The organism is Rhodococcus sp. K11/5, from assembly GCF_055193735.1.
This window is the reverse complement of the sequence record NZ_CM143721.1, coordinates 3,320,006-3,336,929: the sequence shown is the minus strand read 5'-3', so window position 1 is coordinate 3,336,929 and position 16,924 is coordinate 3,320,006. Positions and strand designations below refer to the sequence as shown.

Sequence of the window (16,924 nt, the reverse complement as noted above, 5' to 3'; positions counted from 1 at the left end):
CCGTCAGTCGAACAGCGTGTCCTCGGAGCCGAACAGGTCGAGGGTGCCCAGGGGGTCCGGACTCCCGAAGAGTTCGAGCTGAGCGCCACGGGACCCGGCGTCGTCGGACGGGGAGGTGGTCTCGTTCCGAGCCACGAGGTGGCGGTGCGCGGAGATGAGCAGATTCGCGGTCACTCGCCAGATCCGTGCGTCGAGGCCCGCTGCGGCCGCCGCCCGCGGATCGTCCTCGGGCAGCGCGCGATCGAGTGCCGCGGCCTCGCAGTCGCGAGCGACCTCCAGGAACGAGGAAAGGACCGTCCGATCGTGCCCGCAGTGCCCCAGCACCTCCTCGACGTCGATGTCCGCTCCGCGCGCCCAGACGTCCTCGGCCAGTGCACAGAGCAGCGGCGGCAGCCGCGTCGACCCGGGCGAGGGCACGGACGGCTCGCCGAGCCGATCGAGATACGGCACGGCACCGAGCTTCGCGACCAGGTTCTCCGCGGCCTCGCCGACGAAACGCTCCATCAGGGCCAGCATGTCCACGATCTGCTGCGGCACGCACGGAACGACCGGCACGTCGATCGTGGCGACCACCCGATCCTGATCCAGCAGAACCTTCACGTGCGGCCAGCGACGGTTGACGTCCGCGATGACCACGGCGGCCCGCTGCGGATCACGCACGCCGGTGGCGATGGGCGCGAGGATCTGTACGAACGGTGCGTCGTACGTGGGGCACAGGTAGAGGAATGCCGGACCCAGCCGAAACGGGAAGTCACCGTCCTCGTCGGCCTCGGGGACGAACCCCAACAGCCGATGCAGGGTGTTCTCCACGACCTCGCGGCGATGATCTCCGCCCCCGGTGCGCACGGCGACGAACGGGTCGGCGGGCGCATGCGGCGGCTCGTGGATCCGCTCCACCAGCGCCGCGACGTCGAGGCGCTCCGGTGACTCGGGGCGGACGAACGCGGGGTGCGGCACGTCCCAGACCTCGCGCAGCACCCCGACCGCGGCCGCGGCCAACTGATCGGCGTGCGATCGCGGCCGATCGAGGAACCAGTTGCTGGGCACGTCGGACGGGACGGCCTCCGCATCGTGCGCGGAGACGACGGGCGGTGAGAACGCCCACCGGTCGAAGACCGCCACGTGCTCGGATCCCAGCGCGTACGACGGGCAGTCGTCCGGCAGGTACTCGACGGTCAGCGCCTCGCAGCGAACCAGGTCGATGTCCCACGCGTACAGCTCGACGCAGGGCACCTCGGCGTGGGCGGCCGACGGCAGGCAGTGCAGCACGAGAGACCCACCGATGGGCATCTCGTCGATGTGGTCCGCCAGAGCGGAGCGAAAGCGCGTCCATGCCTGCTGCACGGAGCGGTCGAAAGCGTCGACGTCGTTCATGATTCGCACGCTAGACCCGACCACCGACACGAACGGTTCGGTCAGGCCAGCAGGTCCTGATACGCCTCGTGCGTGGCGATGAAGTGGTCGACGTAGGAGCACGACGCGACGACCGTGGCGCCCGCGTCGCGGGTGTCGTCGAGTGCGAACGTGGTCACCTGGCCGGCGACGCCGCGACCGCGGAACTCCGGGAGGGTGACGGTGTGGTCGAAGTCCCGGACACCGTCCCTCTCGCGGTATTCGGAGTACCCGGCGAGCTCACCGTCGATCCGGAGCTCGAAGCGGTGCGCGGTCTCGTCGTGGGTCAGCTCGGTTGCCATGTCGCGACTCTATCCGCGGCGTATCACCGCAGGTGCAGTGCGCCGAGCAGTTCCCGCTCGTACGCGGCGAACGCGGGCGTCGTCACGGCGTCGATGCCGCGTGGACGCGGCAGTTCGATCGTCAGGTCGGCGACCACCGTCGCGGGCCGCGGTGACAGGACGACGACGCGATCCGACAACTGCACGGCCTCGCGGATGTCGTGGGTGATCATGACGACGGTCCATCGATACCTCTCCCACACGGACTGCAGCCAGTCCTGCATCGACGTGCGGGTGAGGGAATCGAGCGCGCCGAACGGCTCGTCCAACAGCAGCACGTCCCGTCCCTGGACGACGGTGCGCAGCAGCGCCGCTCGCTGCCGCATTCCACCCGACAGAGCCGACGGTCGCGCGTTCTCGAATCCGTCGAGACCGAACACGGGGAACAGCTCCTGCGCCTGCGCTCGGGCGGCAGCAGCCGGGACGCCCTGGACCTCGAGACCGAGGGCGGTGTTCGCGAGCACCGTCCGCCAGGGGAAGAGCAGATCCTTCTGCGGCATGTACGCGGACGCCTCGACCGTCACGGTGCCGGCGTCGGGCGAGCGCAGGCCGGCGACGATGTCGAACAGGGTGCTCTTGCCGCAGCCGCTGGGCCCGATGACGGAGACGAATTCGCCGCGGCGAACCGTGAGGTCGATTCCGCCCAGGACCGGGGTGCCGGGAAATGCCGTGACCACCGATCGGAGGTCCAGCACGACGTCGGTCATCGGGACCGCCCCTCTCCGGAATCGACCAGGGCCCACGGCGCGACGATCCGCTCGGCCAGGTAGGTGAGCAGGAACAGGGTGATGCTGAGCAGTGCGGTGACGAGGACGGCGGCGAGGACCAGATCGGTGCGGAACGAGTTCTTCTGCTGGCTCATGTAGATCCCGAGACCCGAACTGGCTCCGACGTATTCGGAGAACACCGCACCCACCACCGCGTAGGTGATGCCGATGCGCAGCGAGGTGAAGAAGCGGGGCATCGCCGACGGCAGTCGAACGTACCGGAACTGTTGACGCCGATTCGCCCCCATGCTGCGCAGCAGCGCGTCGGACTGCCGGTCGGCCGAGGCGAATCCCTCGATGAGACCGAGCGTCATCGGAAAGAACGTCACCAGCGCGACGACCAGCAGTTTGGGAAGGACGCCGAAGCCGAACCAGATGATCATCAGCGGTGCGATCGCGATGATCGGCAGAGTCTGCGAGACCACCAACAGCGGAACCAGCGCTCGACGCAGCCACGGCGAGAAGTCCACCGCCGTCGCCAGGGTCCACGCCACCGCCAGGGACAGCGCGAAACCCAGCAACGTCACCTGCAGGGTCGACGCCGCGTGGCCGGCGATCACCTCACGATTGGCGTACCCCTGTTCGAGCACCCGCATGGGCGACGGCAGGATCTGCGGTCGAATTCCACTGACCTGCACGTAGATCTGCCAGATCACCACGCCGACGACGACCAGCACGACGGCGGGCAGAATGTGCCGAATCCGCGGCAGGGTCACCCGAGGTAGTCGTCGGTGAAGTACGTGGACCAGTCCGGTTCGTCGGTGAGCGGTGCTCCGTCCGGTCCGGTCAGGACCCCGGCGTCGTAGAGGAACTTCGAGTACCCCGTCCACTTCTCCAGTGTCTGTGTTCCGACGCGACCAGCGTCGTCGAGCATGTAGTCCGCGGCGAGCATCCGCTGGCTCTCGAACACCAACTCCTCGTCGGTGAAGGTTCCGGGGTTGGCGTCGATCAGATCCTGCGCAGCGGCGTCGGGGTCCTCCGCCGCGAGCTGATACCCACGTTGCAAGGCCTGCACGAAATCTCGGGCCCGACCCGGATTCTGCGCCATCCACTCGTCGTTCCCGTTGACCACGATGGCGTACGCGTCGGGGAAGCCGTGATCGACGTAGTCGAAGTACTTCATCGGGGTGCCGCGGCGCTCGGCCTCGAGCCCTTCCCACGCGAAGTACGACACCGTGAAATCGGCTGTGCCCGAGTAGACGGCCTCGTAGGCGGACGTTCCGAGGACGACGGTCTCGAACGTGCCCGTTCCGCCGTCGGCCCGGATGACCTCCTGCAGGGTGACGTTCTCACCGGCGTCGCCGAAGCCGGCGTACGTGGTGCCGTCGAGGTCACGCGGGCTCGCGATGTCGTCGCGGTCCGCGCGCACGCCGATCCCGGTGGCCCAGTGTTGAAGTGGGGCCATGACGGAGGTGATCTGTGCGCCCGCCGCGCGGGCGAAGGTCGACGAACTCTGGAAGCTGATCCCGAATTCCGCGTTCCCGGAGTCGATCAGCGTGTCCGGCGACGCGGAGTTGTACGGCAGGACCTCGACGTTCAACCCGGCGTCGTCGAAGAACCCCTGCTGCTGCGCCACGAACAACCCGGTGTGATTGGTGTTGGGGGTCCAGTCCAGGGCGAAACGGATGGTGTCCGGGTCGGACGACGCGGTGGCGCATCCCGCCGACGAGCCGGCGAGAACGACGGCAGCCGCGGCAATTCCGGCGAGCCGCCTCACGAGGCGGGCCAGGGAGCGGTGTTCAGGGCGGTGTCCCAGAACAGCAGTTCGTAGCGCATCGCGATCGCGAAGGCCGTGGCCATGCGGGCGCGCTCGGCCTCGGTAGCGGCGTCGGCGGCGGCGTCGACCAACTCGCGGGCGCGGGCCGCGGAGACCTGGAACTCCTCGGCGTCGTACGTGGTGACCCACCGCGCGAAAGGGTGATTCGGATCGGCGTCCAGCACGGCCCGCGCCGACGCGGCCAGGGTGCGGCCTACTTCCGCGTAGATCCAGAAGCAGGGCAGGGCCGCGGCGGCGCCGACGGCGTAGGTGTCGGTGGCGGCCGTCGCCGTCAGGTACGAGACGTATCCCAGGCAGGCCGGGGTGTGCTCGATCGGTCCGTCGACGTCGACGGCCAGGGCGGGATCGGCGAGAAGTGTTGCGTGCAGTTCTTTCTCGGCGGTGATCGCCGTCGCCGACGACGACGCCCAGAAGGCTCCGGCGTCGGGATCGGTGGCCTTGGAGGCCAGGAGCGCGAGCGCCTTCGCGTAGCCCTCGAGGTAGAGACCGTCCTGCTCGATGTACGTCCGGAAGACCGGGACGGGCAGGGTGCCGTCACCCAGGCGGGTGAGGAATTCGAGTTCGTCGATCTGTCGGCGCACCCCGGAGGTGCTCTCCCACAGTCGATCGGAGAAACGGGCAGCGGCGTGCCCGGGTGAAGACGGCGTCATGGCCGTGACATCCCTTCGTCAGAATTACCTGCATCAGGTTCTCGGGTGTCATCTCAGCCTCGCCGTCGTGGCGAAGCACCCCGTGTCAGAACGTGCTCAACATAACACCGGCCTCCCGTCCGCGGTGCGGATGGGAGGCCGGTGAGCGTGAATCGGGAGCGGATCAGAACTTCATGTCCTCGAGTTCCATGCCCTTGGTCTCCGGAATCTTCGCCTTGACGAAGAAGAACGACACGACGGCGAAGAACGCGAAACCGCCGTAGACGATGGACAGGCCGATGGCCTCGGTCATCGCCGGGAACAGCAGCGAGATCGTGAAATTGGCGATCCAGTTCGCGGCGGTGCCGATGCCCAGCGCCATCGCGCGCATTCGGTTCGGGAACATCTCGCCGAGCAGAACCCACATGATCGGTCCCCACGTCGCCGCGAAGAACACCACGAAGAGGTTGGCGCCGATGAGGGCGACGACGCCCCACGGCTCCGGAAGGGACACATCGTCTCCGGTGCCGATCTGCTGGGAGAAGGCGATCGCGGCCATGATCAGACCCACGAACATGCCGAGGGATCCCGCCATGAGCAGGTTCCGGCGGCCGACCCGGTCCACGAAGAGAATGGCCACGAAGGTCATGCCCACGTTGATGATCGAGGTGATCACGGACGTCGTGAACGACTGACTCTCGCTGAATCCCACCGACTGCCACAGCGTCGTCGAGTAGTAGAAGATCGCGTTGATACCGACGAACTGCTGCAGGACGGCCATGATGATGCCGACCCACACCAGGGGCTGGAGTCCGAAGCGTGGTCCGCGGATGTCCGCGAAGGACGACTTCTGCTCCTTCCGCAACGTCAGCCGGATCTCGTGGATGCGCTGATCCGGGTGCTTCTCACCGGTGATGTTCGCCAGTACCTCGGCCGCCTCCTCGTCGAGGTGCTTGCCCACCAGGTAGCGGGGAGATTCCGGAATGAGCAGGGCCAGAACGCCGTACACCAGGGCGGGGATGACGCCGACGAGGAACATCCACCGCCAGGCCTCGATGCCGAACCAGAACTTATTGGCCGCGCCGCCCGCCGTGTTCGCGAGCACCGCGTTGGACAGCAGGGCCGCGAAGATGCCGATGGTGATTGCGAGCTGCTGCAGCGACGCGAGGCTGCCGCGCATCCGTGCGGGGGCGATCTCGGCGATGTAGGCCGGGGCGATCACCGAGGCGATACCGATGCCGAGCCCGCCGAGAACTCGCCAGAACATCAGATCGGGGACGCTGAACGCGAAGCCGGATCCGATCGACGAGATCACGAATAGGGCCGAGCCGAGCAGCATGACCTTCTTGCGACCCCACCGGTCCGCGAGGCCACCGGCGAACCAGGCGCCCGCCGCGCATCCCAGTAGCGCGACCGCGACCGCGAATCCGGTGAGGAGCTCGCTGAGGGCGAATTCGCCCTGAATGGCTTCGACGGCACCGTTGATGACGGAGCTGTCGAAACCGAAGAGAAAGCCCCCGACGGCGGCGGCGACGGTCACGCCGATGGCCTTGGCCGTGTGATTATTCGACGCTTGGGTCGTCATCGTTCCCTGCCTACGTATCGAGAGGCCGCCGACCCGGCGTCGACGGCGAAGCAGAACATCTCGTCGGACCATACGCTCGGTACGTGGTCGCCGAAACGGTTCCCATCGTCGGAGTCCGGTTTGTCCAGGGTCGATTCGGTGAACCCGCTGCGTATGCAAACAACACTGCGGCGAACGGGCCGCGCGTCGGCCGAGCTGGCCTGGGAGCGGTACATGGACACCTCGCTGTGGCCGGTGTGGGCTCCGCAGATCATGGGGGTCGACGCGTCCACCGATCGTCTGGAGGCAGGCACGACCGGCACGGTCCACGGGCCCCTCGGTGTCCGGGTGTCGTTCGAGGTTCTCGCGGTCGACGAGCCTGGCAAGGTGTGGAAGTGGCGGGCGTGGATCGGTGCGCCCAGCGCGGGGCTGACACTCGAGCACGGCGTCGAACCGGCCCGGTCGGGCTCGCGCACGTGGCTGACCGTGGAGGGTCTCGCGGTGTTCGTGATTCCGTACTCACCGGTGGCGCTGTTCGCGCTGGGCCGGCTCGTCGCCGCGCCCTGAGCGGCCATAGGTGGCGGCCCGGGTTACCCGTGGGTAACGTCGGACACCGTGTCGAGCAGTGATACCTCCCCGGTCGTGACGACGCGGGACGGCGCAGTGCGTGGTTCCCGGCACGGTGACATCGTCGGGTGGAAGGGCATCCCCTTCGCCGCCGCGCCCGTGGGCGACCTCCGATTCCGAGCACCGCGGCCGCCGTCGCCGTGGGAGGGCGTGCGTGACGGCGACCGATTCGGTGCCATGGCGCCTCAGGGACGTGGCGGTCCGGTGCCGATGGACGACAGCATCCCCATCGACGAGGACTGCCTGTCGCTGAACATCTGGGGACCCGAACTCGACGGCACGCCGCGACCGGTGATGGTGTGGATCCACGGCGGCGCCTACTGCCTGGGCTCGTCCGCTCAACGCATCTACGACGGCCGGAACCTGGCGCGGCTGGGCGAGGTCGTCGTGGTGACGATCAACTATCGCGTCGGAGCCCTCGGCTGGCTCGATCTCTCGTCGTTCGGGACCGAGGACGAGGTGTTCGAGACCAACATCGGTCTGCGCGATCAGATCTGCGCGCTCGAATGGGTGCGGGACTGTATCGCCGATTTCGGCGGTGATCCGGGCAACGTCACGCTGTTCGGGGAATCGTCGGGCGGGGCGTCGGTGACCACGCTGATGACCTCGCCTCTCGCCGAGGGGTTGTTCCACAAGGCGATCGCGCAGAGTGCGCCGGCCACGTCGGTCTACGGACCGGAGCGAGCCCGGCAGGTCTCCGCGCGTTACCTGGAATTGGTGGGGGTCTCACCCGACGAGGTGGGCAGGCTCCGCGAACTACCCGTCGACCTGCTGGTCGACGCCGCCGAGAAGCTCGTGTACGAGGTTCCCGAAAAAGTACCCGGCACACTCGGTTTCGCCCCCGTGGTCGACGGGGACGTGGTGCCGCGGTACCCGGTGGCCGCGTTCCAGAAGGGGTATTCGCACGACATCCCGCTCATCATCGGGTCCAATCACGACGAGGCGTCGGTGTTCCGGTTGATGAAGTCACCGCTCATGCCGGTCACGTCGGACACCGTCGCGGCGATGTTCGAGGCCATCGCCGTCGACCATCCGGATCTACCCCCGGATCGTGTCGCGGAGATCATGTCGGCCTACCCGGATCTGCCGAAGAGCACCGGCGCACTGGCGTTGGCCCGCGACGCGGGCTTCCGCATGCCGAGCCAGTGGATCGCGGATGCGCACTGCGTGCGATCGCCCACCTTCGTCTACCGGTTCGACCACGCGACCCCGGTGCTGCGTGCTGCTCGGATCGGAGCGGGCCACGCGACGGAACTGCCGTACGTGTTCGGCAACTTCGGCACGTTCGACCGCGACCCCACCTTCTGGCTCGGCGGACGCAAAGCAGCGCAGCAGGTCTCGCGCCGGATACAGAGACGGTGGGTCGCCTTCGCGTGGCACGGAGTACCCGCTGCGCTGGACGGCTCGAAGCACTGGGCGCCGTACGACGAACGTCGCAGGACCCTCGTCATCGACACCCACGATGCGCTGATCGCGGATCCCGATCGCGAACTCCGCGAGGTGTGGGGCGATCGAGTCCTCGGATTCAGTTGACGGTCAGGCCTTTTCGTAGGTGAGGCAGTTCGCGGTGTCGGACGCTTCGCCGGCGCCGATGCGCACGGCCGCGGCGCTGCACTCGAGGTTCGCGTTGAACGTGCAGTCCACGCGCTGGCAGGCGCCGACCTGAGTGGTGACCGTCTCGAGTCCGCCCTTGGTGTCGAGGGGGATGAAGGTGCCGCAGTCGGCGGTGCCGTTGCTTCCGCCGACGTTGATGGCGAAGGCGTGGCAGCCGTCGTGGTTGTAGGAGCAGCTGCTGACCGTGCACTCGCTGACGTGGGGCATTTCGACGGTGGTCATGGGTCCTCCAGGGGGAATCGGGTGTCGCTTCTCCCGTGACGGTAATACGAAAAATGGCTTCGCAACAGCAAGGTCAGGCTGACCTATTCGGCGTCGAAGTTCGGGAACACCGTTGTGCCGTAATGGTTCTGAGGCGAGGCTAACCATTGATCCGCGGTGTGGGGCGGGGGTGCTGGGTTATCGCGCGGCTGGGGTGCCGCGCACCCTGCAGTGAGACGCGCACGCTGCACGGTGCGCAGAGCGCTGGTGGGTGCGCGGGGGTGGGGTGCATTCCCCACTGCCGGCATCCGCACGGTCCGCGGAGCGCTGGGTTATCGCGCGGCTGGGTTGGCGGCCGCGCACCGTGCAGCGAGACGCGCACGCTGCACGGTGCGCAGAGCGCTGGTGGGTGCGCGGGGGTGGGGTGCGCTCCCCACTGTCGGCATCCGCACGGTCCGCGGAGCGCTGGAGGGTGCGCGGAACGGGCGAGGCTGTGGATAACTTTTCTCGGGGGTCCGGCCGTCGGGTCAGCATGTACGGATGGACATCACCGGGGGCGATGCACTGTTGCGACGCGATGCCGTCGTACGGGGTGTGACCGACAACGACCTGCGGACACACGTTCGCCGCGGCGACATCGAGTCCGCGAATCGAGGGCTCTATCTGCCCGCGGGTGCGCTGGCGTCCATGGACGATCGTGCGAAGCACCTCGTCGCGGTGCGGGGGAGTGTCGTCCGATCGGGGCCCGACGTCGTTGTCAGTCGCGAATCCGCCGCGATGCTGCACGGCTTCGAGATGTGGGAGCCGAACCTCGAGACGGTCCACTTGAGTTCGCCGCGAACGTCGGGTGGACACGTCAACGCGATCCGGCACCTACACGCAGATGGACTGCCCGCGTGGGAGGTCGCCGAGGTCGGGGGACTCCGCGTGACTTCCACGGCGCGAACGGTCGCGGATCTGGCGCGCTGTCTGGACTTCGAGCACGCGGTGTGTGTCGGCGACTCCGCGTTGCGAATGGCCGCCGTGTCCGTCGACGAGATAGGGAAGGCGCTCGCTTCCACCACGTCGAAGGCCGGGAAACGTCGCGCGACGAAGGTCCTGGAGTTCCTGGACGCTCGCGCGGAATCCATCGGTGAATCTCGGAGCCGCGTGTACCTCGATCGGTACGACTTCCCGGCGCCGACACTGCAGATCGACCTGTTCGACAGCGACGGTTCGTTTCTCGCGCGGCCCGACTTCTGCTGGGAGAGCGAGGGTGTGATCGGCGAATTCGACGGTGTGGCGAAGTATCGCGAGTTCGTTCGCGCGGGTGAGCGACCCGCCGACGTCGTGGTGCGGGAGAAGCGCCGCGAGGACCGACTGAGATCGCACGGGTGGGTGGTGGTGCGGTGGACGTGGTCGGACCTCTACTCCAGCGAGACCGCGGCGCGGATCGAGCGCTGCTTCGCCCTCGCTCGGGGGTTGCCCGCTCCCACCACGCACACCGTGCAGTGAGACGCGCACGCTGCACGGTGCGCGGAGCGCTGGAGGGTGCGCGGGAACCGGGCGGAGCGCTGGAGGGTGCGCGGGGGAGCCGCGGAGCGCTGGAGGGTGCGCGGGGAGCGCAGGTGGCGCAGAGCCCGCTACAGCACCGCCCCCGGGTTCAGGATCCCCGCCGGATCGAGGGCGTCCTTGATGCGCCGGGTCAGCTCCATGACGTCCTCGCCCACCTGGTCGGGCAACCACGCCTTCTTGAGTCGACCCACCCCGTGCTCACCGGTGATGGTGCCGCCCAACGAGATCGCGAGGCTCATGATCTCGCCGAAGGCGAGGTGGGCGCGGGCTTCCATGTCGGCGTCGTTCGGGTCGAAGACGATGAGCGGGTGCGTGTTTCCGTCGCCGGCGTGGGCGATGACGGCGACCACCACCTGCCGGGCATCGGAGATCTTGGCGATGCCCTCGACCAGATCGGCCAGCGCGGGGAGCGGAACCCCGACGTCCTCGAGCAGCAGGGAGCCGGTGCGCTCGACGGCGGGGATGGCGAATCTGCGGGCGGCGGCGAACGCTTCGCCCTCGTCGGGGTCGTCGGTGACGAACACCTCGGTGGCGTGCGCGTTCTCGCACGCGTCGGCCATGATCGCGGTCTCCTCGGTGCGATGCGCGCCGGGGGAGTCGGAGCGGGCGATGATCATCGCTGCGGCGGTGCGATCGAGCCCCATCTTCAGGGCGTCCTCGACCGCGTTGATGGACACCTTGTCCATGAACTCGAGCATCGCCGGGCGCAGCGATCGCGAGATGCCGAGGATCGCGTCCATCGCGTCGGCGAGGGTGGAGAAGGTGGCGACCACGGTGCTCGCGGGTGGTTGCGCGGGAATGAGCCGCAGAGTGATTCCGGTGATGACGCCCAGGACCCCCTCGCTGCCCACGAAGAGCTTGGTCAGCGACAGCCCCGCGGAGTCCTTCAGTCGGGCGCCGCCGAGTCGAACGAGCATGCCGTCGGCGAGCACCACGTCGAGACCGAGGATGTAATCGGTGGTGACGCCGTACTTCACGCAGCACAATCCGCCCGCGTTGGTGGCCGCGTTGCCGCCGATCGAACACATCTCGAACGACGACGGATCCGGCGGATACCAGAGCCCGTGCTCGGCCGCGGCCTTCTTGACCTCGACGTTCAGCAATCCGGGCTGCACGACGGCCGTGCGTGTGACGGGATCGATCGTCATCTCGCGCATCGCCTCGGTGGTCAGCACGATGCCGCCGTCGACGGCCGTGGCGCCGCCGGACAGTCCGGATCCGGCGCCGCGCGGAACCACGGGTACGGAATGCTCGGTCGCCCAGCGCATCACCGCCTGCACGTCCTCGGTGCTGCGCGCCCGGACGACGGCGAGTGGAGTGCCGGCGTCGGGATCGCGGGCCCAGTCCTGGCGGTATCCCGCGGTGACGTCCGGATCGGTGACGATGCAGTCGGCCCCGACGATGTCGGACAGGGCCTCGAGTCGTGGATCGATGGCGGTTCCCCCTAGCGAAGTGTCACGACCTGGCGAAGTGTGACGGCGGTCTCTGCGTCCGACGCTACTCGTCGGTGTCGGCACGACGCGGCGAATCGAGTGAGCGAACCGGCCGGTCGGCAAGCAACACCAGTAACAGCAGTAACTCTGTTACCAAGTTGTGGCCCGATGGCAGCCGATTCGTGTGCACCGCGGCGTTACCGTTCGTCGATACGGACGTCGGCACTCCCGCCGAAGCCGAGGGGGCGAGAAGGAGGCACTCATGGCACCGTCGAAGAGCACGTCGAAGAACACGGCACCGTCGAAGCTGGCGGCGGCACCGACACCGACGGCGTCGGGAAACGGGCCGGCAGAATGCGCGGCAGCGCTGTTCTCCTACGACTTCGGCACCACCGGGGTCGCGTACGACACCCTCGAGTCGCTGCACCGCGGTGAGGTCGACGAGTGGACCGACGCGTTGGAACGGTCCGGCCTGTTCGCCCCCGCAGAAATCGCGCACCTCGACCGCCAGTGGCGCGAACAGCCGTCCTTGCTGCTCGAGATCCTGCTCCGCGACGCCGATCAGGTCACCGCCCGGCGGTGCCGCCTCGCCTGGGCCTCGATGGACCGGCTCGCCCCGTTCGTCGTCCCGATCTCGCACATCGGCTGATCCGCCCTCCCGGAACCGAGCGCCCCCCAGAACCGAGCGCACTCACAGAACGGTGACCGTGTCCCCTCGGCGCAGGTAGACCTGACCGTCGGTCAGGGTCGCGAACGGCGTTCCGGCGGAGCGGTATTCGTCGACCATCACGGCGCCGGCGTCGTCGGGATCCAGTTCCGGCGAGCGCCAGTGCGGCACGAGAACGACGTCGACGACTCCGAGCCCGTCCCACAGCACCGGGCCACCGGTGGTCGGCTCGACCTCCTCCGGCGGGTCCGCGTGCTCGATGCCGCGCAGCGTCGGACCGAGAACGCACGATCCGGCGCTGTATCCGCCGTAGACCAGAGCGTCCTTCTCGAGCAGCGATCGGATCGCGACGTCCGCACCGGACAGCGCCATCTGGCTGCGCAACACGAAGGTGTTGCCGCCGCGCACCCAGACGGCGCCCGCGTCCGCGAGTACCTCCTCGACCTCGGCGCCGGACCGCACGCGCCGAAGATCGAGCTCCTCGGGAGCGAAACCCGCCGCGCGCAGCAGCGTCATGTCGGACGTCACGGCCGACGCACGCGCCTCGGTCGGAAACGCGTCGACCGCGTTGGCGATCACCACGATCCGACCCGGTTCCCCGGTCATCTCGAGGAATCGCTCGCGGTGCAGGCCGAACCGATACGACGCCAGGAAGAGACGCATCGTCGTCAGGTCGTTCGCAGCAACTCGTCGGCGGAGACCACCGTGGCGACCATGCTTCCCAGGGCGGCCATGATCGCGGCGTGCACCTGCGCCCCGGGGATCTCGGTGTCACCGAACGTGAGATCCGGTGCAGCGCAACCATCGTGGACCACCGTGACCCGGTACCCCAGATCGGCGGCCGCACGGACCGTCGCGTCGACACACATGCTGCTCATCATCCCGACCACCACGAGCTCGTCGACGCCCAGCGAGTTCAGCGTCTCGTGCAGATCCGTCTCGTGGAACGAGTTGGGGAAATTCTTCGACACCACGGTCTCGCCCTCGGCGGGCGTCACCGCCGCGTGGGTCTCGATGCCGTCGGTTCCCGGACGCATGAACGTCGCGTCCGGTCCCTCCCACACGTGCCGGACGTGGACGACGGGTGCGTTCGCCGCCCGCTGCGCGTCGAGAACGCGGGCAGCGACTCGCACCGCCGCATCGGGTTCGACGAGGGGAAAGGCCCCGCCGGGGAAGTAGTCGTTCTGCAGATCGATGAGCAGGAGTGCGGTAGTCATTCCTCCACTGTCCTCTCGAGGCTCGCTGCCCGACACGAAACGCCGGGATGCGACCGCACGACCTCGTAGGGTCGAAGCATGTCGCTGCAGAAGATGATCGATTCGCCCGCCGACCTGATCGCCGACGCCTCGCGCGCTGCCGCCGCCGCGGCGCCCGACCTCGCCTGGAACCCCCGCCCCGGGTACTTCACCCGGCGCACCCCCACCGACGAGGGTCGGGTCGCGCTCCTGTCCGGAGGCGGGTCGGGCCACGAACCCATGCACGCCGGCTTCGTCGGTGCCGGCATGCTCGACGGCGCCTGCCCCGGGCTGGTGTTCACCTCTCCCAACGCCATCCAGATCGAAGCGGCCACGCGCGCAGTCGATTCCGGTGCGGGCGTGGTGCACATCGTGAAGAACTACACCGGCGACATCATCAACTTCCGGGTCGCCGCGACCATGTGTCGCGACAGCGGCATGCGCGTCGGGACCGTGGTGGTGGCCGACGACGTGGCATCGGAATCCGACGACGGACCCGGCCGTCGGGGAACGGGCGCGACCATCGTGGTGGAGAAGGTCTGTGGCGCGTCCGCGGCCCGCGGTGACGATTTCGACACCGTGCTCGGCTGGGGACAACGCGTCGCCGACGCCTCGCGCAGCATGGCCGTCGCCTACCGCGCGTGCACCGTCCCGGGCTCGACCGAACCGTCGTTCGAGCTCGGAGACGACGAGGTGGAGTTGGGCGTCGGCATCCACGGCGAGCGGGGGACCTCCCGTGTCTCGACCCCGACGGCGCGCGAGTTGGTGGCGGCCCTGCTCGACCCGATTCTGGCGTCGTCGGGTATCGAGGAGGGTGCGGACGTCATCCTCGTCGTCAACGGTCTCGGTGCGTCCCATCCGCTCGAGCTGAACGTGGTGTTCGGCGACGCGGCCGAGCACCTGCGCGAGAAGGGAGTGCGGGTACGACGCGTGCTGGTGGGCACGTTCGTGACCGCGTTCGACATGGCCGGTGTCTCGCTCACCCTCGTGACGTGCGACGACGACATGCTCGAGCTGTGGGATGCGCCGACCGCCGCTCCCGGGTGGCCCAACGCCCCGGTGCGGGACATCGAGTGGGCCGACCGGGAGACGGACGACCGGCCCGTGGCGCAACTCGGTGACGGAGGCGAGCCCGACGCCGTCGTCTCCCGCTGGGTCTCGTCGTTCGTGCAGCGAGTGTCCGACGCCGTCGACGACCTCACCGATCTCGATCGCCGGGCCGGTGACGGCGACTTCGGCACCAACATGTCTGCCGGACTGGCCGGTGTCGAGCTGCGCGAGACCGATTCTCCCGCAACGCTGTTCGAGAGGTTGGCGCGGGGATTTCTCGAGGACGCCGGTGGTACGTCCGGTGCGCTCTTCGGGGTGTTCTTCCACCGACTCGCGGTGACCTTCGCCGATCACGGGGTGAGTGCCGAGACCCTCGCGGACGGAACGGCCGCGGGGCTCGATGCGATCACCGAACTCGGTGGCGCCCGGGTCGGCGACAAGACGATGGTCGACGCCCTCGCGCCCGCATCGGAGGCACTGCGCGCGGAGCCCGGCCGATCGCTCGCCGACGCGACGGCGGCCGCCGCCTCCGCCGCGGCGCGCGGAGTGGAGGAGACCGCCGACCTGCTCGCGCAGCGTGGGCGCGCGAGCTACGTGGGCGATGCCGCGCGAGGCGTCGTGGATCCGGGCGCGCTGGTGATCTCCTGGTTCTTCGAGGAGGCCGCGGCCGCCGCTCGCTGACACGAGTCGCGCAACTGGGGAACGGGTCAGGTGAGGGCGGCGCGAATGGCCGCGGCCGTGGCCTCCGGTTCGCTCTGCCTGCGAGTGAGGAACCCGGCGATGAACCGGACCTTGTCGCCGTGGTGGCGGGGGACGACGTGCAGGTGCGAGTGGAACACCGTCTGGAACGCGGCGCGCCCGTCGTTCATCGCGAGGTTCACCCCGTCTGCCGCGATGGTGCTGCGCCGCATGGCTGCGGCGAGCGTCTGACCCGTCGCGAACACGTCCGCGCCCACGGCGGGGTCCAGTTCCGCGAGCCCCGACGAGTGCGTCTTGGGAATGACCAGCGTGTGACCGCGGGTGACCGGTCGTATGTCGAGGAACGCCAGCACGGTGTCGGTCTCGTGGACGACCGTGGCCGGGGCGTGGCCGTCGACGATGTCGCAGAACACGCACTCGGTCATCGGCCGACCCCTGCCGCCAGCGCGGTCACCAGGGCGGGCAGCGCAACGGCGGCGCTCGCTCGCCATCGGTGGTGGGCGAGGTCGGACACCGCGGTCTCCTCGGGGTTGATCTCGACGACCGTGGCGCCGACGCTTCGCGCCATGCCGGGCAGTCCGGCGAAGGGGTAGACCAGCCCGGACGTCCCCACGACGAGAACCACGGACGACGCCTCGACCGCGGCCACCACGGCCTCCCACTGATCCTCGGGGAGAGGTTCGCCGAACCACACCACACCGGGGCGCACCGGGCTGCTGCACTCCTCGCACAGCGGCGGCGGCGACCGCAGCTCCTCGGTCTCGATCGTGTCGAGGGGTCCGACGTACGGGCGGTCGCAGATCGAACACCGCACCGCGGCCAGGGTGCCGTGGACGTGGGCGACGACCTCGGATCCGGCGCGCTCGTGCAGGTCGTCCACGTTCTGTGTGCCGATCAGCACCCGACCCCCGCGCACGGCGGCGTCGTTCTGCCACTGTGCGAGTGCGGTGTGCCCGGCGTTCGGCTGCGCCGCCGCGACCAGACCTGCGCGCCAGCGATACCACCCCCACACCAGGTCCGGGTCGCGGGTGAACGCGTCGGGACTGGCGAGTTCCGTCGGATCGAATCGCTTCCACAGACCGGTCTGCGCACCGCGAAAGGTGGGGACACCGGATTCGGCGGACATCCCGGCTCCGGTGAGGACCGTGACGGTGGCGGCCGCGGCGATCGCGTCGAGGACGGCGGCGTCCGGTTTCGGCGAGTCCACAGGGGGTTCGAGCGAGGTCATGAGTGCGAGTGTGCCAAAGGGCTCCGACACGACGGGCCAGGTCTATGAGTTCTCTCACATTCCGTGAACACAACGAACAAAACCTTGTCGTAAGTTACTTTTCGGTAGCCGCGCCTGGCTACGATCAGGCCCCCTCGCAGGGGTCA

The 16,924-nt window shown here is 68.6% G+C and carries 18 protein-coding genes and 1 riboswitch; of the genes, 5 read left to right on the top strand and 13 right to left on the bottom strand.

All coding sequences use genetic code 11. The features are described 5' to 3' along the window. Window positions 1-3 precede the first annotated feature (3 nt). The 7 genes from ACY466_RS15700 to ACY466_RS15670 form a co-directional block, all read right to left on the bottom strand. The gene (locus ACY466_RS15700) at window positions 4-1,374 is read right to left on the bottom strand and encodes a T3SS (YopN, CesT) and YbjN peptide-binding chaperone 1 (protein ID WP_463246420.1); all 1,371 of its coding nucleotides are present in this window, start codon (window positions 1,372-1,374) and stop codon (window positions 4-6) included. Window positions 1,375-1,415: 41 nt separating this feature from the next. Then, window positions 1,416-1,694, bottom strand: coding sequence for a GNAT family N-acetyltransferase (locus ACY466_RS15695; RefSeq protein WP_463246419.1), 279 nt, complete (start codon window positions 1,692-1,694; stop codon window positions 1,416-1,418). Window positions 1,695-1,717: 23 nt separating this feature from the next. After that, on the bottom strand, window positions 1,718-2,440 hold the full coding sequence (locus ACY466_RS15690) for an ABC transporter ATP-binding protein (protein WP_463246418.1): 723 nt from the start codon (window positions 2,438-2,440) through the stop codon (window positions 1,718-1,720). After that, window positions 2,437-3,210, bottom strand: a complete 774-nt coding sequence (locus tag ACY466_RS15685) for an ABC transporter permease (protein ID WP_463252325.1) — start codon at window positions 3,208-3,210, stop codon at window positions 2,437-2,439. Before ACY466_RS15685 ends, ACY466_RS15690 begins: the two co-directional genes overlap by 4 nt. Before the next feature lie 2 nt (window positions 3,211-3,212). Continuing rightward, the gene (locus tag ACY466_RS15680; RefSeq protein WP_463246416.1) at window positions 3,213-4,217 is read right to left on the bottom strand and encodes an ABC transporter substrate-binding protein; all 1,005 of its coding nucleotides are present in this window, start codon (window positions 4,215-4,217) and stop codon (window positions 3,213-3,215) included. After that, window positions 4,214-4,927 (bottom strand): TenA family protein, encoded by a 714-nt coding sequence (locus tag ACY466_RS15675; protein WP_463246415.1) that lies wholly within the window; start codon window positions 4,925-4,927, stop codon window positions 4,214-4,216. Before ACY466_RS15675 ends, ACY466_RS15680 begins: the two co-directional genes overlap by 4 nt. Next, window positions 4,921-5,020, bottom strand: a riboswitch (TPP riboswitch). Its footprint overlaps the gene before it by 7 nt. A gap of 70 nt (window positions 5,021-5,090) precedes the next feature. Further along, complete coding sequence (locus tag ACY466_RS15670) at window positions 5,091-6,491, bottom strand: sugar porter family MFS transporter (RefSeq protein ID WP_463246413.1); 1,401 nt, start codon at window positions 6,489-6,491, stop codon at window positions 5,091-5,093. 138 nt (window positions 6,492-6,629) lie between these two features. Between ACY466_RS15670 and ACY466_RS15665 the strand changes: the two genes are divergently transcribed. Both ACY466_RS15665 and ACY466_RS15660 read left to right on the top strand, forming a co-directional pair. Then, entirely contained in the window at window positions 6,630-7,037 is a 408-nt protein-coding gene (locus ACY466_RS15665) for an SRPBCC family protein (protein ID WP_463246412.1), read from the top strand. Between the two features lie 48 nt (window positions 7,038-7,085). Next, on the top strand, window positions 7,086-8,630 hold the full coding sequence (locus ACY466_RS15660) for a carboxylesterase/lipase family protein (protein ID WP_463246410.1): 1,545 nt from the start codon (window positions 7,086-7,088) through the stop codon (window positions 8,628-8,630). 3 nt (window positions 8,631-8,633) lie between these two features. Here the strand turns inward: ACY466_RS15660 and ACY466_RS15655 are convergent, their stop codons facing one another. After that, window positions 8,634-8,933, bottom strand: a complete 300-nt coding sequence (locus ACY466_RS15655) for a DUF1540 domain-containing protein (protein ID WP_463246408.1) — start codon at window positions 8,931-8,933, stop codon at window positions 8,634-8,636. Between the two features lie 519 nt (window positions 8,934-9,452). On the opposite strand from ACY466_RS15655, the gene ACY466_RS15650 reads away from it, so the two are divergent. Next, a complete protein-coding gene (locus tag ACY466_RS15650; protein WP_463246406.1) occupies window positions 9,453-10,406 on the top strand; it encodes a type IV toxin-antitoxin system AbiEi family antitoxin domain-containing protein in 954 nt (317 codons plus the stop codon). A gap of 128 nt (window positions 10,407-10,534) precedes the next feature. Here the strand turns inward: ACY466_RS15650 and ACY466_RS15645 are convergent, their stop codons facing one another. Then, window positions 10,535-11,899 (bottom strand): FAD-binding oxidoreductase, encoded by a 1,365-nt coding sequence (locus ACY466_RS15645; RefSeq protein WP_463252324.1) that lies wholly within the window; start codon window positions 11,897-11,899, stop codon window positions 10,535-10,537. Between the two features lie 262 nt (window positions 11,900-12,161). Here ACY466_RS15645 and ACY466_RS15640 point away from each other — a divergent pair, with 262 nt between their 5' ends. After that, the gene (locus ACY466_RS15640; RefSeq protein ID WP_463246404.1) at window positions 12,162-12,548 is read left to right on the top strand and encodes a hypothetical protein; all 387 of its coding nucleotides are present in this window, start codon (window positions 12,162-12,164) and stop codon (window positions 12,546-12,548) included. A gap of 42 nt (window positions 12,549-12,590) precedes the next feature. Here ACY466_RS15640 and ACY466_RS15635 read toward each other — a convergent pair whose 3' ends face one another. Both ACY466_RS15635 and ACY466_RS15630 read right to left on the bottom strand, forming a co-directional pair. Continuing rightward, window positions 12,591-13,229: a Type 1 glutamine amidotransferase-like domain-containing protein gene (locus ACY466_RS15635; protein WP_463246402.1), complete on the bottom strand. Its 639-nt coding sequence runs from the start codon at window positions 13,227-13,229 to the stop codon at window positions 12,591-12,593. A 5-nt stretch (window positions 13,230-13,234) separates the two neighbouring features. Next, window positions 13,235-13,783 carry a cysteine hydrolase family protein gene (locus ACY466_RS15630; RefSeq protein ID WP_463246400.1) on the bottom strand — a complete coding sequence of 183 codons (549 nt, stop codon included), beginning with the start codon at window positions 13,781-13,783 and terminating at the stop codon, window positions 13,235-13,237. 78 nt (window positions 13,784-13,861) lie between these two features. Between ACY466_RS15630 and dhaL the strand changes: the two genes are divergently transcribed. After that, a complete protein-coding gene (dhaL, locus tag ACY466_RS15625) occupies window positions 13,862-15,532 on the top strand; it encodes a dihydroxyacetone kinase subunit DhaL (protein WP_463246398.1) in 1,671 nt (556 codons plus the stop codon). A gap of 26 nt (window positions 15,533-15,558) precedes the next feature. On the opposite strand, the gene ACY466_RS15620 is transcribed toward dhaL, so the two are convergent. Both ACY466_RS15620 and ACY466_RS15615 read right to left on the bottom strand, forming a co-directional pair. Beyond that, a complete protein-coding gene (locus tag ACY466_RS15620; protein WP_463246396.1) occupies window positions 15,559-15,975 on the bottom strand; it encodes an HIT family protein in 417 nt (138 codons plus the stop codon). Beyond that, complete coding sequence (locus tag ACY466_RS15615) at window positions 15,972-16,778, bottom strand: SIR2 family NAD-dependent protein deacylase (protein ID WP_463246394.1); 807 nt, start codon at window positions 16,776-16,778, stop codon at window positions 15,972-15,974. Before ACY466_RS15615 ends, ACY466_RS15620 begins: the two co-directional genes overlap by 4 nt. Window positions 16,779-16,924: the final 146 nt, after the last annotated feature.